Annotated in this window: 16 protein-coding genes, 1 tRNA gene, 1 other RNA gene and 3 pseudogenes; 13 read left to right on the forward strand and 8 right to left on the reverse strand. The window is 61.5% G+C overall.

Features of this window, described 5'->3' with window-relative positions; all coding sequences use genetic code 11:
- Nucleotides 1–72 precede the first annotated feature (72 nt).
- From IPN92_14800 to IPN92_14810, 3 genes are all read left to right on the forward strand, one after another.
- Complete coding sequence (locus tag IPN92_14800) at nt 73–678, forward strand: 50S ribosomal protein L25/general stress protein Ctc (protein MBK8639471.1); 606 nt, start codon at nt 73–75, stop codon at nt 676–678.
- A gap of 121 nt (nt 679–799) precedes the next feature.
- The gene (gene pth / locus IPN92_14805; protein MBK8639472.1) at nt 800–1,384 is read left to right on the forward strand and encodes an aminoacyl-tRNA hydrolase; all 585 of its coding nucleotides are present in this window, start codon (nt 800–802) and stop codon (nt 1,382–1,384) included.
- A gap of 242 nt (nt 1,385–1,626) precedes the next feature.
- Nucleotides 1,627–3,114, forward strand: a complete 1,488-nt coding sequence (locus tag IPN92_14810; GenBank protein ID MBK8639473.1) for an outer membrane protein transport protein — start codon at nt 1,627–1,629, stop codon at nt 3,112–3,114.
- Between the two features lie 344 nt (nt 3,115–3,458).
- Here IPN92_14810 and IPN92_14815 read toward each other — a convergent pair whose 3' ends face one another.
- Entirely contained in the window at nt 3,459–3,698 is a 240-nt protein-coding gene (locus IPN92_14815; protein ID MBK8639474.1) for a hypothetical protein, read from the reverse strand.
- A gap of 762 nt (nt 3,699–4,460) precedes the next feature.
- Here IPN92_14815 and IPN92_14820 point away from each other — a divergent pair.
- Entirely contained in the window at nt 4,461–5,996 is a 1,536-nt protein-coding gene (locus tag IPN92_14820; protein MBK8639475.1) for an aminotransferase class V-fold PLP-dependent enzyme, read from the forward strand.
- A 296-nt stretch (nt 5,997–6,292) separates the two neighbouring features.
- On the opposite strand, the gene IPN92_14825 is transcribed toward IPN92_14820, so the two are convergent.
- Nucleotides 6,293–6,748 (reverse strand): EAL domain-containing protein, encoded by a 456-nt coding sequence (locus tag IPN92_14825; GenBank protein MBK8639476.1) that lies wholly within the window; start codon nt 6,746–6,748, stop codon nt 6,293–6,295.
- A gap of 258 nt (nt 6,749–7,006) precedes the next feature.
- Between IPN92_14825 and IPN92_14830 the strand changes: the two are divergent.
- The 3 genes and pseudogenes from IPN92_14830 to IPN92_14840 all read left to right on the forward strand — a co-directional run bounded on the left by IPN92_14830 (nt 7,007) and on the right by IPN92_14840 (nt 11,008).
- Nucleotides 7,007–8,363 (forward strand): annotated as a pseudogene (locus tag IPN92_14830) (IS1380 family transposase).
- A 396-nt stretch (nt 8,364–8,759) separates the two neighbouring features.
- Nucleotides 8,760–10,271 (forward strand): IS21 family transposase, encoded by a 1,512-nt coding sequence (locus IPN92_14835; GenBank protein ID MBK8639477.1) that lies wholly within the window; start codon nt 8,760–8,762, stop codon nt 10,269–10,271.
- On the forward strand, nt 10,268–11,008 hold the full coding sequence (locus tag IPN92_14840; GenBank protein MBK8639478.1) for an ATP-binding protein: 741 nt from the start codon (nt 10,268–10,270) through the stop codon (nt 11,006–11,008). The genes IPN92_14835 and IPN92_14840 overlap by 4 nt, the downstream gene beginning before the upstream one ends.
- A gap of 50 nt (nt 11,009–11,058) precedes the next feature.
- On the opposite strand, the gene IPN92_14845 is transcribed toward IPN92_14840, so the two are convergent.
- A complete protein-coding gene (locus tag IPN92_14845) occupies nt 11,059–11,292 on the reverse strand; it encodes an EAL domain-containing protein (GenBank protein ID MBK8639479.1) in 234 nt (77 codons plus the stop codon).
- Nucleotides 11,293–11,298: 6 nt separating this feature from the next.
- Entirely contained in the window at nt 11,299–11,439 is a 141-nt protein-coding gene (locus IPN92_14850; GenBank protein ID MBK8639480.1) for a diguanylate cyclase, read from the reverse strand.
- A 136-nt stretch (nt 11,440–11,575) separates the two neighbouring features.
- On the opposite strand from IPN92_14850, the pseudogene IPN92_14855 reads away from it, so the two are divergent.
- A pseudogene (locus IPN92_14855) lies at nt 11,576–12,775 on the forward strand (cryptochrome/photolyase family protein).
- 291 nt (nt 12,776–13,066) lie between these two features.
- Here the strand turns inward: IPN92_14855 and IPN92_14860 are convergent.
- From IPN92_14860 to smpB, 4 genes and pseudogenes are all read right to left on the reverse strand, one after another.
- Nucleotides 13,067–13,333 carry a transposase gene (locus tag IPN92_14860; GenBank protein ID MBK8639481.1) on the reverse strand — a complete coding sequence of 89 codons (267 nt, stop codon included), beginning with the start codon at nt 13,331–13,333 and terminating at the stop codon, nt 13,067–13,069.
- Between the two features lie 76 nt (nt 13,334–13,409).
- Nucleotides 13,410–13,910: pseudogene (locus IPN92_14865) on the reverse strand (MEKHLA domain-containing protein).
- 244 nt (nt 13,911–14,154) lie between these two features.
- Nucleotides 14,155–14,514, reverse strand: a transfer-messenger RNA (tmRNA) gene (gene ssrA, locus IPN92_14870).
- A gap of 69 nt (nt 14,515–14,583) precedes the next feature.
- Nucleotides 14,584–15,060 carry an SsrA-binding protein SmpB gene (smpB, locus tag IPN92_14875; GenBank protein MBK8639482.1) on the reverse strand — a complete coding sequence of 159 codons (477 nt, stop codon included), beginning with the start codon at nt 15,058–15,060 and terminating at the stop codon, nt 14,584–14,586.
- Nucleotides 15,061–15,187: 127 nt separating this feature from the next.
- Here smpB and IPN92_14880 point away from each other — a divergent pair, with 127 nt between their 5' ends.
- The 5 genes from IPN92_14880 (at nt 15,188) to IPN92_14900 (ending at nt 17,524) form a co-directional block, all read left to right on the forward strand.
- On the forward strand, nt 15,188–15,949 hold the full coding sequence (locus IPN92_14880) for a triose-phosphate isomerase (protein MBK8639483.1): 762 nt from the start codon (nt 15,188–15,190) through the stop codon (nt 15,947–15,949).
- A 7-nt stretch (nt 15,950–15,956) separates the two neighbouring features.
- Complete coding sequence (gene secG / locus IPN92_14885; protein MBK8639484.1) at nt 15,957–16,403, forward strand: preprotein translocase subunit SecG; 447 nt, start codon at nt 15,957–15,959, stop codon at nt 16,401–16,403.
- A 10-nt stretch (nt 16,404–16,413) separates the two neighbouring features.
- Nucleotides 16,414–16,498, forward strand: a tRNA-Leu gene (locus IPN92_14890).
- A 202-nt stretch (nt 16,499–16,700) separates the two neighbouring features.
- A complete protein-coding gene (locus tag IPN92_14895; protein ID MBK8639485.1) occupies nt 16,701–17,057 on the forward strand; it encodes an NADH-quinone oxidoreductase subunit A in 357 nt (118 codons plus the stop codon).
- Entirely contained in the window at nt 17,048–17,524 is a 477-nt protein-coding gene (locus IPN92_14900; protein ID MBK8639486.1) for an NADH-quinone oxidoreductase subunit B, read from the forward strand. The genes IPN92_14895 and IPN92_14900 overlap by 10 nt, the downstream gene beginning before the upstream one ends.
- The last annotated feature ends 13 nt before the right edge of the window (nt 17,525–17,537 follow it).

Consider the following 17,537-nt stretch of genomic DNA (forward strand, 5'->3'; position numbering starts at 1 on the left):
GAAGACGCCGTCCGGCATCTGGTCGCGGATGCCGGGCATGTTCCTTGAAAACAGCCATTTGAGTTATCCAATATGAGCGAAAAGTTTGAAGTACTCGCGGAGTCCCGTACCGATACAGGGAAGGGTGCGAGCCGCCGCCTGCGTCGCACGGGCCGCGTCCCCGCTATTGTCTACGGCGCCCACCAGGAGCCGGAGATGATCAGCGTGGGACATAACGCGATGATCCTGCAATTAGAGCATGAGGCCTTTTATTCCCGCATTCTTAGCCTAAATATCGCGGGCAATACCCAGAGCGTGGTGCTCAAGGCCTTGCAGCGTCACCCCGCCAAGCCCTTCATCCTGCATGCGGACTTCCAGCGTATTCAGGCGCACGAGAAATTGCGCATGTCGGTGCCTCTGCATTTCCTCAATGCCGCGAATTGCAAGGGCGTAAAGCTGGGTGGTGGTGTCGTGTCTCATAACATGACCGACATCGAGGTGATCTGTCTGCCCCAGTATCTGCCGGAATTCATTGGTCTCGACCTCACGGATCTCGACCTGGGCGGCATCATTCACCTTTCCGAGGTGCCCTTGCCGCCGGGGGTCGAGCTGGCCCAAGCGCCAGACCCGGACGTTCCGGTGGTTGTCATTCATAGTGGTCATGGTGGCGAGGGCGAAGAAGAGGGCGGCGAGGCCTGATCTTCTTCCACCCTGGCCTGGTTTGCGGACCGCGCATCCGCCGGTCCGCAAATTGTCGGGACCCTCGCCTCCCGGAAATATATCCCCCTATCACCTCATTTTGGCCTGGGAGTAACCCCGTATGCCCGAGACCGGCATCAGGCTCATCGTCGGTCTGGGCAATCCAAGCTCTCAGTACGAGGCCACCCGTCACAACGTAGGTTTCTGGTTCGTTGACGCCCTGGCGGCGCGTCATCAGGGCCAGTTCCGGTCGGAGATCAAATTCCACGGTCTCTTGAGCCGAGTCCCCATCGGCGGTGTTGATTTACGCCTCCTAAAACCCTCTACCTTCATGAACCGCAGTGGCCAGTCCCTGGGTGCGGTGGCGTGCTACCTGGGCATAGCCCCCGAGGCTATCCTGGTCGCGCACGATGAACTGGACCTGGCCGTGGGTACCGCGCGCCTCAAGCAAGGTGGGGGACATGCGGGCCACAACGGCCTGCGTGACATCATCAATGTCCTCGGGAGCCGCGATTTCTGGCGCTTGCGCATTGGCATCGATCATCCCGGTGATCGGGAACAGGTCGTCAATTATGTCCTTGGCCGGCCATCCCGGGACGACGAGGGGCGTATCCGGTCCGTCCTGGACGCCGCAGAATCCTGCCTGCCCGACCTGCTCGCGGGTGAGTTCCAGAAGGCAATGCAGCGCCTGCACGCGAGCCGTTGACCGCCTATTTTGTAACAAAGGGTTGCAATTGTTGCGGCCTTCTGGAAAAGTGTCGCCAATTATTTCAGCGCTCGGTCTTCGGGGGGTAGCGGCCGGGCGATTTCTTCGAAAATTCTATATCTCGCCCGGCGGCCAGCATCGGATCGCCTCCTTTGGTCGTGGTATCGGCCTGGGTGGAGGCCGCCTGGGTATTAAATTCATTGCATCATCCATCATAGAGAACGAGAGGAGTACTCCAGAATATGAATACCAAGCTTAGGAACATCGTCGCGATGGCGTTGGTGGCCGGTGCGGTCACGCCCATGACCGTCCTGGCCTCCAATGGCTACTTCTCCTTTGGCTGGGGGACCAAGTCCAAGGCCATGGCCGGCGTTGCCGCTGCCTTGCCTCAGGATACCCTGGTCGCCGCCACCAACCCGGCGGGCATGGCCTTGATCGACACCAGCCTTGATCTGGGCGTGGCCTTCTTCAGCCCCTCGCCCCGAGGCTATGAGGCCGACAACAATTTCTCCACTAACGCGATGGGTTTCCCTACGAGCGGTTTCGTGACGCCGGGGGAATACGAAAGCAGTAGCGATTGGTTCCTGGTGCCGAGCTTCGGGTATAACCGCGTCCTCAACGACAAGATGACCCTGGGTGTCAGCGTCTTTGGCAATGGCGGCATGAATACCGATTACCGTGAACGCCCGGTCTGGGAGAACTTCGCGGGGGCCCCCAATCAGTTGGCCATCGGACCGGGCATGACGCCTCCCCCGGGTACCATTGCCGCCCCTAATGGCATGTTGTTCAGCATGGGGCCCGACGGGCGTCCTCAGCCTGTCACCAATCCTAATGCCACCCCCGCCCAGGGGAATGTCAATCCCGGTGGTATTTTTTCCGCCACCACCCCCACGGGCATCAATCTCGAACAGCTCTTCATCGAAGTTCCCTTCACCTATAAGGTCAACGGACAACATTCCCTGGGCATAGCCCCGGTCTTTGCCGTCCAGAGCTTCGAGGCTAAGGGCCTGGAGCCCTTCCGCCAGATGTCCTTGCACCCTGATGCCGTCTCGAACAATGGCAAGGATTGGTCCTACGGCTTTGGCGTTCATGTCGGCTGGGTTGGCGAGATCACCGATACCCTAACCCTCGGCGCTTCCTACCGCACCAAGCTCTGGATGACCGAGTTTGATGACTATAAGGGGCTCTTCGCGGAGAACGGCGACTTTGACATACCGGCCATGCTCAACCTGGGCCTGTCCTTCAAGGTGCGACCCGACCTGGTGCTTGCATTCGACTGGCAGCGCGTCTTCTACAATGAAATCGCGTCGGTCGGTAATACCAATAATGTCAATGTCATGCCATGCATGATGGGCGTCAAGGCTAGCTATTGTCTGGGCGGTGACGATGGTCTGGGCTTTGGCTGGGATGATATGGATGTCTTTAAGTTTGGCGCGCGCTGGGACTATAACGAAAAGTTCAGTTTTATGGGTGGTGTTAGCTATGCTACCCAGTTTGCCCCTGAGACTGAGGGTTTATTGAACGTCATGGCCCCGGCTACCATCGATTGGACTTGGACCCTGGGTGGTAGTTACCGCCACAGCGCGACGGATTCCTTCAACCTGTCTCTGGCCTACATGCCCAAGGCTACTATTGATGGGGGCTCTAACCCTAGTATTACTGGCGGCCAGACCGGCAGTCTTTATATGGAACAGAAGGATATCGAGATCAGTTGGAATCATCGCTTCTAACACCCAGCACGGCTGACTCGCAATATTGAGGCGGCGGATCGCTCAAGCGGGCCGCCGCCTTTATTTATGGAGATTCCAAAATTTCCAGGCCCAGGGGGGTTAAAGTGGACCCCATGTCCAGGACAGTTTTTACCTGAATTTAAGCTGTGGTGCACCGCTGCTCGCAGCGGGTTGGCGCTGCCCCAGTTTCGGAGCCGCCCGTAGGGTGGCGTCCGATGAAAGATAAAACAAAGATGGTTGTTGTTTCGCTGCAGGCGTCCTCAACCCCCACCTTGTCCACACGGTCGCTGGCCACATTCACGCTGTGTCCACACGGAGTCCGCTAGCGGAGCCGGGTCCTTTGGTCAAGCCGCCAGGACGGCCTGAGGGCCCTCAGCGATGGCATCAAGGGGGTCCGGCGAGGACGCCGGTGGGTCACCGAAGTGGTCTGCGATGCTCGCCCCACGCCCTTCCCCCGAGTGGTACAGGGCATCGGGGGTGCGATGGTCGAGGCCCTGGTGTGGACGCTCGCTGTGGTAGAAGGCGAAATACTCGGTCAGCCTGAGCAACAGTTCGGGCAGGGTGGCGTAGCCCTTGAGGTAGATGTCCTCGTGCTTGACGCTGCGCTAGAGACGCTCGCCGAAGATACTGTCCAGGGCCCGTCCGCGCCCATCCATGCTGATGGCGATGCCGGCGTCCAGGAGCACCCTTGAAGATCTCAGGCCGGCCATGGAGGCGTAGGGCGTCCTCAAGGCCGTCCACCCAGAACGCCGCCTCCAGGGTGTTGGACAGCCGCCAGGACCGTGGCGCCCAGCGTCGCGGCGCCAGCGCGCCCGGCACCGCCGCTCATGCCCACTACGGACGCACCCCGGCCATCATCGCGGCCCGCGCTCAGACGTTCCACGCCGCCTGCGAGGCCAACCCACTGCCTTTAAGGGCAAACCGCCGACCCCCAAGCGGCTTCCCCCAGCCGTCTGGATCGACCCGCCGGCCGCAGGCTCCTCCGACCCCCAGGAGTCTCCCGAGCAACACTAAATTTGACACCCCGGTGTCTCATTTTCATTGACACATTCCAACCGCGGGCGGACACTCGCTGGTAAATGCTGCGCGCGGCAGGAGCCTGAGGAGGCGATGGCGGTTAGCTGACCGACGCATCGTAATGCGAGAAGAACACGCTCATGGCCGCAGTGCCTCTTTTGCGTGTTCTCCAGAAGCGTTCGTTGGCTCAACGGGGCCTGTATCAAAAGTGTAGTCTATGGTCTTCCGACCCACGCCCCGTCGGTCTGAGGCGAAGCCTTACTAGATTAGGACCGAGGCAAAACCCCCACGGTCCGGTGTCCACAACAACGACATAGAGGTCCGCTCTCATGCAACCGAACGACAACAACCGCTCCGGCATCGACCGCCGCTGGTTTCTCAAGGGCTGCGCCTCGGCCGCCATTGCCGCTGGCCTGATCGGTCCCAAAGAAGCCCTCGCGGGCGGGTCCGGTGCCGCCGTTCCTCCTGGTCAATTCGGCCGAAATCTGCTGGCACCTCCGAGGAATATGAAGAGGCCGGGCACCGAGCAGTATTGGCGGGAGGTCCGCAAGGCCTTCGACCTGGGCAATGACTATATCCACATGAACACCGGCACCACCGGCTCCCAGCCCGAGTTCGTGCAGAACAATCTGGCCGTCTACAACCGGTACAAGAGCCGCGACCCCCTGAGCTGGACCAACAACCTGGCGGCGGACTTCCCTGATCTGTTCCCTGTCACCCCCTCGGCCAACGGGGCGCGCCAGACCCAGGTTGCCGCCGCCTACGGCGCCGACGCCAACGAGATCGTGCTGAGTTACAACACCACGGATGCCTGCAACCTGATCTTCTCCGGCACCCCCTGGCAGCCCGGCGACCGCATCGTCACCACCAGCTTCGAGCACCCCGGCATGGTCGGTCCCATCGCCTGGGCCCGGGACTATCACGACGTCGAGGTCGTGGTCATCTACATGCCCTCGAACTTCACGGCGGGCATCACCGTGGCGGAAGTCTTGAGCTGGTTCGAGCCGGCCCTGGCCGCGCCCCTGCCTGCCGGGGCCAAACAATACCTGGCCATCTCCGAGATCTTCTACAAGAACGGCCTGCGCCTGCCGGTGCCCGAGCTGTGCGCCCTGGCCCGCAGCTACGGGGCCTACTCCATCATCGATTCGGCCCACGGCTGGGGCATGCTGCCCATCAACTGCCATACCTATGGGGCGGACTTCATCGCCGGGGCCGGCCACAAGTGGCTGTGCGGTGGTCCCGGCACCGGCATCTGCTATGTGCGTGCCTCGGGCGCCACCGACAACCCCCTGCCGCCCTTCGCCATGGGTAGCTTCTCGGGCTACGGCAACCTGTTCGTCGCGCCCAGCCTCAACTACCAGAGCCGCACCTTCTCCCCGTCGTCCTCCACCCAGGCCAGGGGCGAGTTCAATACCCCGGCGGTCTATGCCATGACCGACTCCCTGGCCTTCTTCACCCAGATCGGGATCCAGGCCATCTATGAGCGCGGCCTGGCCCTGGGCAACTACCTCAAGGCCAAGATTGCCGACCAGTGGGGCCCGGACGCCCTGTGGGTGCAGCCGGGGGACAGCCGCTTCGCCACCGCCCTGACCTCATTCAATCCCTTCGCGGACAAGGACAACGGCGCTGCCTATGCCGCCATGCGCACCGCCATCGGCAACGTCGGCACGGCCCTGGCGGCGCAGACGCCCAAGATCTACATCCGCAATGTCACTTGGCGCGACGGACCCGGCTCCACCGCGGACGACCGCGTCGGTTTCCGCATCGCCACCCACGGCGTGTACAACAACTACGACGAGATCGACTACATGTTTGACTGCCTCGTCGAGCAGGTCAACCTTAGCACCCTAACCCAGTTGTCCTGACCTATCCACCCGCAGCGCCCCGGGCCGACGGCAAGCTGCCGCTCGCCCCGGGGTAGGGCCCAAGCGCGAGGCCCAGGCCCGATACAAAGGATGCGGATGCCGGGCAATCTCTTTAAGTTAAACCGTCATACCCGCAGGGACTGCCGGTATCCAGGGCACATGGACGTGATCGGGGCCTGCCAGCCCTGGAATCCGGGTTCCGGCATTGCCTACCGGAACGACGGGCTTCCCTTAACTTGACGGCATTGGGATGCCGGGGGGTTCCCTCCGCCAAATCCCCTGGTCACAGCCTCCAATCAGGCCCGACACCCCATCCGTTCGCCGCCAGTTCGAGCAGCGACCCCATACCCATTGTTCTCACCTAACAGCGACTCTGCCGGTACTGGTCGCCCGATGAGATTTCCTTGAGCGAGATCGCAGTTCTGCGCAGCGAGGAACTCCAACTGCTTAACGGTTTCCACGCCCTCCCCAACAACCGTCAATCCAAGCCCATGCGCCATCGCAATGGCGGCAATCACCAGCTCTCCGCTTGCCAAATCGTCCCCAACAACGCAGATGAAACCGCGATCGATCTTCAGGCTGTCAAATGGATAACGCCGCAGGTACCCAAGCGATGCATAGCCGGTACCGAAATCGTCCATCACTATCCCCACCCCCTGCGCGCTGAGCGCGCTCAGGGAGTGGTCTATGCAAGAACCACCTGCCAGCAGGACGCCTTCCGTCACCTCAGGTTGGAGGAAACGGCCGGGCACTCTGTCTCGTGCAGGACTGCTGCGACGAACCCCGAAAGCCCGGGATCGAACAACTGCCTGGACGAGATGTTCACGGATATCAGAAGATCTCTTCCGGTCAGGCGGCGCCAATCCACCAGGGTACGCACCGCCGCCTTCAGCACTGTTAGTGGCCATCTAACCCGAATTATTCATAAAAAGGAGCGATCCGCGTTTAACCATATGATATAATTAACGTTCCTCTAAGGACGGTCCGGAAGAAGCTAAACGAGGTCGCCGATGTCCGAGTCTATCCCAGAACCGTTGCGCTTTCCCCCTGTCGCCGGTCTCACGGTGCGCGGCGACTTCGATGGCGGCGCCTTGTCGTCTGACTTTGGCCCCATGCTCCTGCGTGGGGTTGATCGGCAGATCGGTCTGACCGAGCGGTTGAGCGCAGCGATCAACGATCAGCGCCACCCGTCCTATGTCACCCATCCAATGCGCGAGTTGATCGCGCAGCGGGTCTACCAGATCGCCTGTGCCTACGCAGACGGCAACGATGCCAATACGCTGCGCCATGATCCGTTGTTCAAGCTTGGGCTGGAGCGTAACCCCCTCGATGCGGCGATGGATCTGGCCAGCGCGCCGACCTTCTCGCGCTTGGAGAACGGGGTTAGCGCACGCGACCTCTACCGCATCGCCCGGGCCTTCGTCGAGACCTTCATCGCCAGCTACCCGCAGCCGCCCCAGGTGATGGTGCTCGACATGGACCACTCCGAGGATGCTACCCACGGCCAGCAGGAGTTCGCTTTCTACCATCATCACGGCAACCATTGCTACTTGCCGCTGTTTATCTTCGAGGGCCTGTCGGGGAAGTTCATCACCGCGGTGCTGCGCCCGGCAAGCGCCCCACCGGTGCAGAGAACGCGATGATCCTCAAGCGCGTGCTCAAGCGACTGCGGGCCGCCTGGCCGCAGACGCGCATCATCCTGCGCGGCGATGGGCATTTCTCAACCGGAGTTGATGGCCTTGGCGATGGCCGATCCGCTGACAGACTTCATTTTCGGCCTCGCCGGCAACCGGGTACTCACCCCGCGGGCTGAGCCGTTCATGGCCGATGCCCGCAAGCGCCATGCGCTGCGCGTGGAGAATGCCCGGCGCGCTGGCGCCAGCGCGCCAGAGCGTACCCGCACCTACCATGAGATCGACTACCGCGCTGGTTCTTGGCCCGGTGAGTTCCGCACCATCCTCAAGGCCGAAGTGATGGCCCGCGGCGACAATCCCCGCTTCGTCGTTACCTCCTTGGACCTGCCCAGTCCCGAGTGCGTCTACCGCGATCTGTACTGCGCACGCGGTCAGGACGAGAACTTCATCAAGATGATCAAGAACGATCTGGCCAGCGACCGTACTTCCGACAGCAGTTTCTTAGCCAACCAGATGCGGCGGTTCTCCTCCTGCGCCGCCTATATCCTGCACCAACCCTTCGCACCGAGGTCCTTGCCGGTACCGAGCTGGCCAACGCGCAACCCTCCACCGTGATCATCAAGCTGTTCCAGCTCGCCGTGCGCGTGGTGCCGTACAAGGACCGCGTGCGCCTGCACCTGCCCTCAAGTTGTCCAGTAAGGCATTGTTGCAGCACGTCACCGCAAAACTCTTCGCGCGCCGCCCTGGGCGGCACCCGCCTAGACGTCCGACACCACCCCGAGAAGGGGTGCTTCACCAAGCCGATCACGGCGATGCTCTCCTCGGGCAGGCCGTACCCTGCCCATCGAGCGGCAAATCTGGTAGAGCCCCATGGATGGAGCCCAGTGCTGCACGATTTTTCCACCATCCAGCGCCGTCCGAACTCCCTCGCCGCGCCCGGCGGCGTTCATATCGGGGCGCATCGACTGGGGTATTGGCGGCCGAGCGGGTTTATGAAATATCCGGGCTAAACTGATCCACCTGCGGCCAACAATTTTGACCCACCTCAGGGCAGGGTTGGGGGCCTTCCGGCCCGTAAAATCCCCGGCGATTTTACCGCTGGGGATACTGCACATTGAAAGAATGGGTCATGATTCACACGATTAAAGCCATGTATGACGGTGGGCGCGGTAGCTCCCTGCGCGCCATCGCCCAAGAGTTGGGGCTCTCGCGCAACACGGTACGCAAGTATGCGACGATGCCGGAGGAGGACATCGCCGGCTACCGAGACGAGCGCGAGCGCACCAAGCGCCTGGACGGACAGCGCGATTACATCGTTCATCTGCTGGAGACCTATCCGCGCCTGAGCGCGGTGAAGATCCTGCGCAAACTCACGGAGGCGCACGGGGAGCTGGAAGTCTCGATCCGCACGGCGCGCCGCTACGTGCGGGCGCTCAAGGAGACCGCCGTGGTCAAGCGCGAGCGGTACTATGAGCCGGTGCTGGACATGGTTCCGGGGGTGCAGTGCCAGGTGGATGGCGGGGAGCAGCGCGCGGTCCTGATCGGTGGGGCGGCGACGACGGTCTACTTCATGGTCTTCGTGCTGTCGTACTCGCGGCTACTGTACGTGGCGGCGAGCCTGCGGCCGATCGACACCGCGGCCTTGATCCGGATGCACGACGCCGCCTTCCGGTCCTTTGGCGGGTTCCCCCAGGAATGCGTCTACGACCAAACCCGTCTGGTGGTGAGCGCCGAGACCTTCCGCGAATTGGCCCTCAATGAACGCTTCGCCCGCTACGCGACTACGGTGGGCTTTCGGATTCGCGCCTGCGAAGGCTATGACCCCGAGAGCAAGGGCAAGGTGGAAGCCGGGGTTAAATACGTCAAGCAGGACGCCCTCTACGGCGAGACCTTCGCGGATTTTCCGGCCCTGGAGGTGTATGTGGCGCAGTGGCTCGACGAGACGGCCAACGTGCGCCTCCATGCCGCGACCGGGGAGGCCCCGCGTGTGCGCTTCGAGCGCGACGAGCGCACGGCCCTGGGTGCCTACTTCAGTCCCCGCGGGATCGCCGAGCTAGGGCCGGCGCCGCTCGAGACCCGCAAGGCGGACAAGACGGGGCTCATCGCCTATCGGGCGAACAAATACTCCGTCCCGCTGGCCTACCAGCGGAGCCCCGTGGGGGTCAGGGAAGCGGACGGGCAACTCCTCGTCTGCGCCCTGGACACCGGGGAAGTCGTCGCGCGCCATCCGCTGGGCGACGGCAAAGGCGAGACCTTCAAGAACACCAACCACTACCGGGACCGCGCCCAACAGATCGCCGAGTTGGAGGGAGCGATCCACGCCGCGCTGGGCGCGGCGCGGGGCCAGCGCCTATGCGCCCTGCTCAAGGCCACCTCGCCGGCCATCTACAAGGACCAACTGCGCGGTGCCGCGCGGGTCTTGGCCGCCCACCCCAGCCTCCCGGAGGTGGTCCTCGATCATGTCTGCGATCGCCCGCGCTTGACCGCCACCGGGCTGCGCGACTATGTACTCGCCTACGCCGCCCATCCCGAGCGTCTGGCGGCGCCGGGCCACGGCGCCGTCCCCGTCCCCGCAGGGCACCTCACCTTTGGCCCGCTACGCCGACATCAGCGCCGAGCCTCGCCGCGAGGGGGCCCATGAGCACCCTTGACCGACTGCTCCAGCACTACCGTGCCGTGCATTGCTACCACATGGCCACCGGCCTGCCCGACTTGCTGGCCCGCGCGGAGGCCAACGAGTTGTCCTACCTACAACTGGCCGAGGATCTGGTCGAGCTGGAGCGCCAGGGCCGCGAGCGCAACCGCCTGGCGATCAATCTGCGCAAGGCGGGGTTTCCCGCGATCAAACGCTTGGAGGAATTCGACTTCCGCCACCAGACCACGATCACCAAGCGCCAGGTCGCCCAGCTGCTCGACTTCCGCTTCCTTGACGCCCGCGCCAACGTGGTGTTTATCGGCCCGCCCGGTGTCGGCAAAACGCACCTAGCCATCGCCATCGCGCTCAAGGCCGTGGAGTCCGGCTACAAGGCGCTGTTCACCACCGCCTTAGCCCTGGCCGAAACCCTGGAGATCGCCGAACTCAAAGGCGAACTGAAGAAGAAAATCGCCAGCCTGCTCAAGTTCGATCTGCTGGTCATTGATGAACTGGGCTACCTCCCGATGAACCGACAGGGCATTTATAACTTGTTCCAATTGGTCAACGGCCTCTACGAGCAGCGCTCGGTCATCTTGACCACCAACAAGGACTTCACCTCCTGGGGTGAGTTTCTGCGCGACGAGACCGTCGCTGTGCCCATCGTGGATCGCCTGATCCACCACTCACAGGTGTTCATGCTCGGAGGTGAAAGCTATCGCCTAAAGCAAAAATTGGCTAATTGACCACGTTTTCCCCACCCAAGGGTGGGTCAAAATTATTGGCCGCTAGTGGGTCAATTCTGATGGCCGTTGACAAGCACGTGGAGACCGATCGTCACGATCAGCCCAGAGCTCTCCGCCACAGCGATGCACTCGTCCGGAGAAACGTCACCCAATGCGGCATTGTGCCAGCGCAGCAGGGCCTCCGCGCCAACGATTTCCTGCGAGCGAACAGCCATCAACGGCTGGTACAGAACGGTGAATTCTCCCCGCTCAAGGGCGCCATGGGGCTGCTCCTCCACCGCCAAGCGCCGTCAAACACGGTCGTTCAGGGCCTCGGTGAAATAGTGGTACGTGTTTCGACCCAGCTCCTTGGCCCTGTACATCGCCATATCCGCGCTGCGCAGGAGCTCAGCCGGCGTCTGACCATCTGTCGGATAAACGGCAATGCCAATGCTTGCCCGTCAGCATCAACCCCCGGTTGTCGATCCGGAAGATGCTACGAAAGCGATTCATGAGTATTTCTGTAATGCCCCGCGCATCGTGGTAGTGCCCCGATCAGCAGGATAGAATTTTCTAACATGCTGATTAATATCTATAAGCTTCGTAATTATCCTGCGGATTGGGGCACTACCCGATAGTGAACACTTCTACACCCAGCGCCATGAAGCGGCCGAACTGTTCGCCAACCGCAAACAATGGCTGATGGAAACCTTCTACCGCCAGATGCGCAAACGCCATCGGGTACTGATGGACGGCGCCGATAAGCCCGCTGGCGGCCAGTGGAACTTTGACGCGGACAACCGCAAGCCCTGGAAGGGCACGCCGCCCGAGCCGCCCGACTGGCGCCCGCGCCACGACCACCGCGCGCTGTGGGCCAGCATTCAAGCGGCCGGTGTGCAAAGCTTTGGCGAGCCCAGCGCGGACCACTTTCGCTGGCCCATCAACCGGGCCGAGGCGCTAGGGCAGCTGGATCACTTCATCACCCAGGCCCTGCCGCACTTTGGCGATTTTCAGGACGCCATGAGCCGTAAGGCCTGGCGCCTGTTCCACTCGCTGCTCTCTTTTGCGCTAAACGTGAAGATGCTCAAGCCCGCCGAAGTGGTGAACCGTGTTGAGGCCGCATGGCGCGCGGGCCGGGTAGAGTTGGCCCCGGCCGAGGGTTTTATCCGCCAGATCATCGGTTGGCGCGAGTATGTGCGCGGCATCTACTGGGCGCGGATGCCGGGCTATGATCAAAACAACTTTTTCGAGCACACCACGCCGCTGCCCGAATGGTTTTGGACCGGGCGAACCCGCATGAACTGCCTGGCCGCCGCCATCACCGGCTCACTGCGCAACGCCCATGCGCATCACATTCAGCGGTTGATGGTGATTGGCAACTTTGCCCTGCTGGCTGGCCTGGACGTCCAGGCGCTGCACCGCTGGTATCTGGGCATTTACATCGACGCCTTTGAGTGGGTGGAGCTGCCCAACACGCTGGGCATGAGCCAGTATGCCGACGGTGGCCTGCTGGGCCACCAAGCCGTATGCGAGCAGCGCCGCCTACATTGACCGCGCATGAGCGACTCCTGCAAGGGCTGCGCCTATGACAGGAAGCCGCGTCTGGGCGAGACCGCCTGCCCCTTCAATGCGCTGTACTGGGACTTTTATCGGCGCAACGCCGCCAAGCTGGAGCGTAATCCGCGCATCGGCATGGCCTATCGTCAATTGGCCAAAATGCCACCAGACGAGGTGGCCGCGCTGCAAGCCCAGGCCGCGCACACCCGCCAGCGGCTGGATATCCTCTGACTTCATCAAGCAAAGCCTTGCCCCGGATGGCCACCAGGGCTGCCCTTGCGATCCATCCGCCTTATTCCTATCTGATTACGGCCGAAGTGGGTACTGGGCGTCAATCAGCTCCAGCAACCGCAGCTCCAGTTCGTCCAAGCCGTCTCCCGGCGCCGGCCGGTAAACCCAGGAACGCGCTACCCCCGACAGCGCGCATTGCCGGCTCACCGAAACCACGTCTGCCACCGGGCACCCACCGGGCTCTATCCACTCCCGCCGGACCCTCACCGGCTGATCCCGTACTTTTTTCAGCTAGTCCCATTCCATCTTCAGTTGATCGATCTCGCTGTAGAGCCGCTCCGGTGCCCCTTTGCCATCCTCCGCCTGCTTCGGACCGCGCGTGGCCTCGAACAAGGTCCCAGACCGCGCCACGATCTCCCGCTGCCACTGCCCCACCTGGGCCGGATGCACCCCGTGCTCTTGACCGATCTCGTTGACCGTCTTGACCCCACGGATCGCCTCCAGCCCAACCTTGGCCTTGAAGGCGGCCGTGTAACTCTTACGCTTTGCTTCGCCCATTCTTACCTGCCCCTATGGGTTCGGGTGCGAACTTAAACTACTGTCCGGGTTTCGGGGTCCACTTTACTTTGCCCAGTCACCCCGTGCGGGATGCAGGGGAAGGGGTATCCCTGATTAATTGCCAATGCCGAAAGGTCGCCGCCTGGCCATATCTCTGTTGCGTTTCATCGATCAGAGTCCAGACCGTGGCCTGTTCGATTCGGAACCGCACGCCGGTCTTGGAAATCCGAACTCCTGCATAATCATCGATGTATCCGTATGCGGTCACCCCTTCCAGCAAGCGCTACCGTTCAGCTCGCAGGGGTACTTCCGTCGTGCAGTGGGATGGCATGGCTGTGAACTCTTCCCAAGGCATGGCGAAAAGGTTCAGTGCGGCCAGGTTGCCGTAGTTAAGGATGGGATCAGCGGCAGTATCGTGCGATAGCACGACAAAGGGTGCGTAAAACAACCCTTCGGCAGCGGCGATGGGGGGCAGCGCCGGGTCCAGGAGGTGACGACCGGTCAGCGCATGGTATGCTCGGCGTAACCGTTCCGCGTGATCAACCTGAAAGTGATTGGCCGGGGAGGGTATGAACATGGGGGACTCGTGGCTTGGCTGGTGTGGGACCAAGCCGGCCAAGGGGCTTGTGGGCTTTCCCGGTTGGCTTGGGGCAGGAGAACCTCCCGTGCCCACCAAGCGCCTCACGGGGGCGAAGCGGGACTGGGTAAGGATTGCCGTTGCGGCTTGGCGGTCGGGCTAGGCTTGGGGCTAGTCAAGTCGGGAGATAAGAAAAGATAAGCGGCCCGTAGGCCGCTGAAAAAAAAGAAAAAAACTATGTTAATGGTGGAGGCGGCGGGAATCGAACCCGCGTCCGCAAGTCCTCTGCCTAGAGATCTACATGCTTAGCCCTGTCTATTTTTTTTAACCTTCCAGCGCCCGAAGGGCAGGGCACTCGGTCAGCGATTCCGAATTGGGTTTTAGCGGTTCAAGTCCGGACTCCCGTCACCGCGATCCCGTGTGTTGTTACCCCTGAAACCCGCCCCCCATGGGCAGAGGACGGTCAGAGGCTCGCCGGTTTAGGCGGCGAGAGCGTAGTTGTCGTCGTTGGCAACTGTTGATTTGCGGATGGATTTACGAGGTACCCCGCACCTCGGCATGCACCCCAGGGTTCGCAACCCACGTCGAAAGCCATGTCGCCCCCAGAGTCGTTTAATTGGAGAGTATAGAGGGGGGGAAGTTCCCGGGCAATGTAAATCAGCCCGATCGCATCCTACTTCTGCTTGAAGAGACGATCCTTTTCCCGCACCCAGTCCCGGTCCTTCTCGCTGTCCCGCTTATCATGGAGCTTTTTGCCCTTAGCGAGGCCGATCTCGAGCTTGGCCCGGCCCCGCTTCCAGTACATGGCGGTGGGGACCAAGGTGTAGCCGGAGCGCTCGACCAGTCCAATCAGGCGGTGGATCTCGCTCCGTTTCAGCAGTAGTTTGCGGTTGCGCACCGGGTCCGGGTGGACGTGGGTGGAGGCGCTGGTGAGGGCGGACATGTGACAGCCCAGGAGGAAGGCCTCACCCTGGATGATGCGCACATAGCCCTCGCGTAGTTGAACACGCCCGGCTCGGGCGCTCTTCACTTCCCAGCCTTCCAGGCTGAGTCCTGCCTCGTAGCGCTGCTCGATGAAGTAGTCGTGCCCCGCCTTCTTGTTGAGGGCGATATTGGACTGAGCGATCTTGGGTTTTGCTTTGGTGGCCATGTTGGAGAGTGTAATGCATGGAGCGCCCCCGGAGAATGGCCCGAGGCGGGCGCGGCCAAGATTTTGCGATTGCTTTTAGTCGGCCAACCCGCTATCTTCTCGCGCTCTTGAAAGGCAGGAGATTCTCATGCGTCAGCCCTTGGTTGCCGGCAACTGGAAAATGAATGGATCCACCGCAAGCGTGCGCGAGCTGCTGGCGGGGGTCAAGGGTGGCCTGGCGGGGGTTGCCAAGTGCGAGGTGGCGGTTTGCCCGCCTTACATTTATTTACCTCAGGTCCAGTCGGAATTGTCTGGCACGGCCATGGCTTGGGGCGGGCAGAATTTGTCCAACCAGGTATCCGGCGCCTTCACGGGCGAGATCTCGGCCTCCATGCTGCTGGATTGTGGATGCACCTACGTCATCGTCGGTCATTCGGAGCGCCGTACCCTCTACGGTGAGGATGATGCCATGGTGGCGGCCAAGTTCGCGGTGGCGCGGGCCGCGGGCCTCAAGCCTATTCTCTGCGTGGGCGAGACCCTCGCGGAGCGTGAGCAGGGGGTAACCGAGGCGGTGATTGCCCGCCAACTGGACGCGGTTATCGAGGTGCAGGGGGTTGCGGCCCTGGCGGCCGGGGTTATCGCCTACGAACCCGTCTGGGCCATCGGCACTGGCAAAACGGCCTCGCCGGAGCAGGCGCAGGAAGTTCATGCCTTTATTCGCGGCCGGATCGCCGCCCACGATGTCGGCGTTGCGGATGGGTTGCGCATCCTTTATGGTGGCAGCATGAAACCCGACAACGCGGTCCAATTGATGGCTAAGCCCGATATCGATGGGGGTCTCATTGGCGGTGCCGCGCTGGTGGCCAATGACTTCCTGGGTATCTGCCAGGCCGCGCACGCTAGCCTGTGATTCTGAAATGCAGACCATACTGACCGTAGTACATCTCTTTCTGGCCTTGGGGCTTATTGGCCTGGTGTTGATACAGCACGGAAAGGGCGCCGATATGGGCGCGGCCTTTGGGAGTGGTGCCTCGGCTACCGTTTTTGGAGCGCGTGGTTCGGGTAATTTCCTGTCCCGGACCACCGGAATCCTGGCGGCATTGTTTTTTGTCACCAGCATGGTTCTGGCCTATTATGCGTCCCAGGTTGGAGAGCCGGTAGGGCTCATGGACAGGCTCGATCAGGTGCCGGTAGCGCCCTTGGTAAAGCCGGCCGAATTACCGGCGGTTGATCCAGTACCCGGGCCCGTAACGAGTGTGAAGGGATCTCTCGAAATCCCGCCTGTGGTGGCCCCGGTCGAGATCATTAAAGAAGTCGAGGTTGTGGTTCCTCCGGTTGCGGAGCCCCCGGCCCCTAAGGAGTAATGAAGTTTTAGCCGACGTGGTGGAATTGGTAGACACGCTATCTTGAGGGGGTAGTGGCGCAAGCCGTGCCGGTTCGAGTCCGGCCGTCGGCACCAATTTGAAGTGAGGCAGGTCGTTAAAATGACCTGCCCTTTTTTTTGCCCAGTTTGCGGGTTCCGCATCCCTTAAATCCGTAACTCACTGATTTATATTTTGAAAGGGTGGATGTTTCGGCTTGACATATGTCAAGAAGCTGCACTAGACTTCACCATCCGCGTTGTAATGACTCCGTAAGAATTCAACAGCAAGGGGAAGTGGGTGCTAGAAAACTACCTTCCAATTCTGATTTTCATGGTCATCGGCTTGCTGGTGGGTGGGGGCGCCATGGCTGCGGGCTTTTTCCTGGGGGAGCGCCGGCCCGACGCCGCTAAGAATGGTCCTTACGAATGCGGCTTTGAGGCCTTCGAAAGCGCTCGTCTCAAGTTCGATGTCCGCTACTATCTGGTCGCCATCCTCTTTATCATTTTTGACCTGGAAATCGCCTTCCTTTTCCCCTGGGCCGTCGCCCTCGAGGGCTTGGGCTTGGTTGGTTTCATGGCCATGGTGATTTTCCTCGCTATCCTCGTAGTCGGTTTCATCTATGAGTGGAAGAAGGGGGCCCTGGAATGGGAATAGCCGGCATCCTTGAGCAGGGCGTGATCACTACCACGGCCGATAAACTCATCAATTGGGCGCGTACCGGGTCCATGTGGCCTATGACCTTTGGGCTTGCCTGCTGCGCTGTTGAGATGATGCAGGCCGGTGCGGCCCGCTATGACCTCGACCGCTTCGGCATGATTTTCCGACCCAGCCCCCGTCAATCCGATGTCATGGTGGTTGCTGGCACCCTCTGCAATAAGATGGCCCCCGCTTTGCGTAAGGTCTATGACCAGATGGCGGAGCCGCGCTGGGTCATCTCCATGGGCTCCTGTGCCAATGGGGGCGGCTATTATCATTATTCCTATTCGGTGGTGCGCGGTTGTGACCGCATTGTTCCGGTGGATATATATGTCCCCGGCTGCCCGCCCACGGCCGAGGCCCTGCTTTACGGCATCCTGCAGTTGCAGAACAAAATCCGCCGTACCAACACCATAGCCCGCTGAGCAGCCACTCGTC

This window comes from Chromatiaceae bacterium (assembly GCA_016714645.1).
Classification (GTDB): domain Bacteria; phylum Pseudomonadota; class Gammaproteobacteria; order Chromatiales; family Chromatiaceae; genus M0108.

Coding starts and splice junctions, on each gene's coding strand:
- IPN92_14800 (MBK8639471.1), top strand. CDS start 73: ATGAGCGAAAAGTTTGAAGTACTCGCGGAGTCCCGTACCGATACAGGG.
- pth (MBK8639472.1), top strand. CDS start 800: ATGCCCGAGACCGGCATCAGGCTCATCGTCGGTCTGGGCAATCCAAGC.
- IPN92_14810 (MBK8639473.1), top strand. CDS start 1,627: ATGAATACCAAGCTTAGGAACATCGTCGCGATGGCGTTGGTGGCCGGT.
- IPN92_14820 (MBK8639475.1), top strand. CDS start 4,461: ATGCAACCGAACGACAACAACCGCTCCGGCATCGACCGCCGCTGGTTT.
- IPN92_14835 (MBK8639477.1), top strand. CDS start 8,760: ATGATTCACACGATTAAAGCCATGTATGACGGTGGGCGCGGTAGCTCC.
- IPN92_14840 (MBK8639478.1), top strand. CDS start 10,268: ATGAGCACCCTTGACCGACTGCTCCAGCACTACCGTGCCGTGCATTGC.
- IPN92_14860 (MBK8639481.1), bottom strand. CDS start 13,333: ATGGGCGAAGCAAAGCGTAAGAGTTACACGGCCGCCTTCAAGGCCAAG.
- smpB (MBK8639482.1), bottom strand. CDS start 15,060: ATGGCCACCAAAGCAAAACCCAAGATCGCTCAGTCCAATATCGCCCTC.
- IPN92_14880 (MBK8639483.1), top strand. CDS start 15,188: ATGCGTCAGCCCTTGGTTGCCGGCAACTGGAAAATGAATGGATCCACC.
- secG (MBK8639484.1), top strand. CDS start 15,957: ATGCAGACCATACTGACCGTAGTACATCTCTTTCTGGCCTTGGGGCTT.
- IPN92_14900 (MBK8639486.1), top strand. CDS start 17,048: ATGGGAATAGCCGGCATCCTTGAGCAGGGCGTGATCACTACCACGGCC.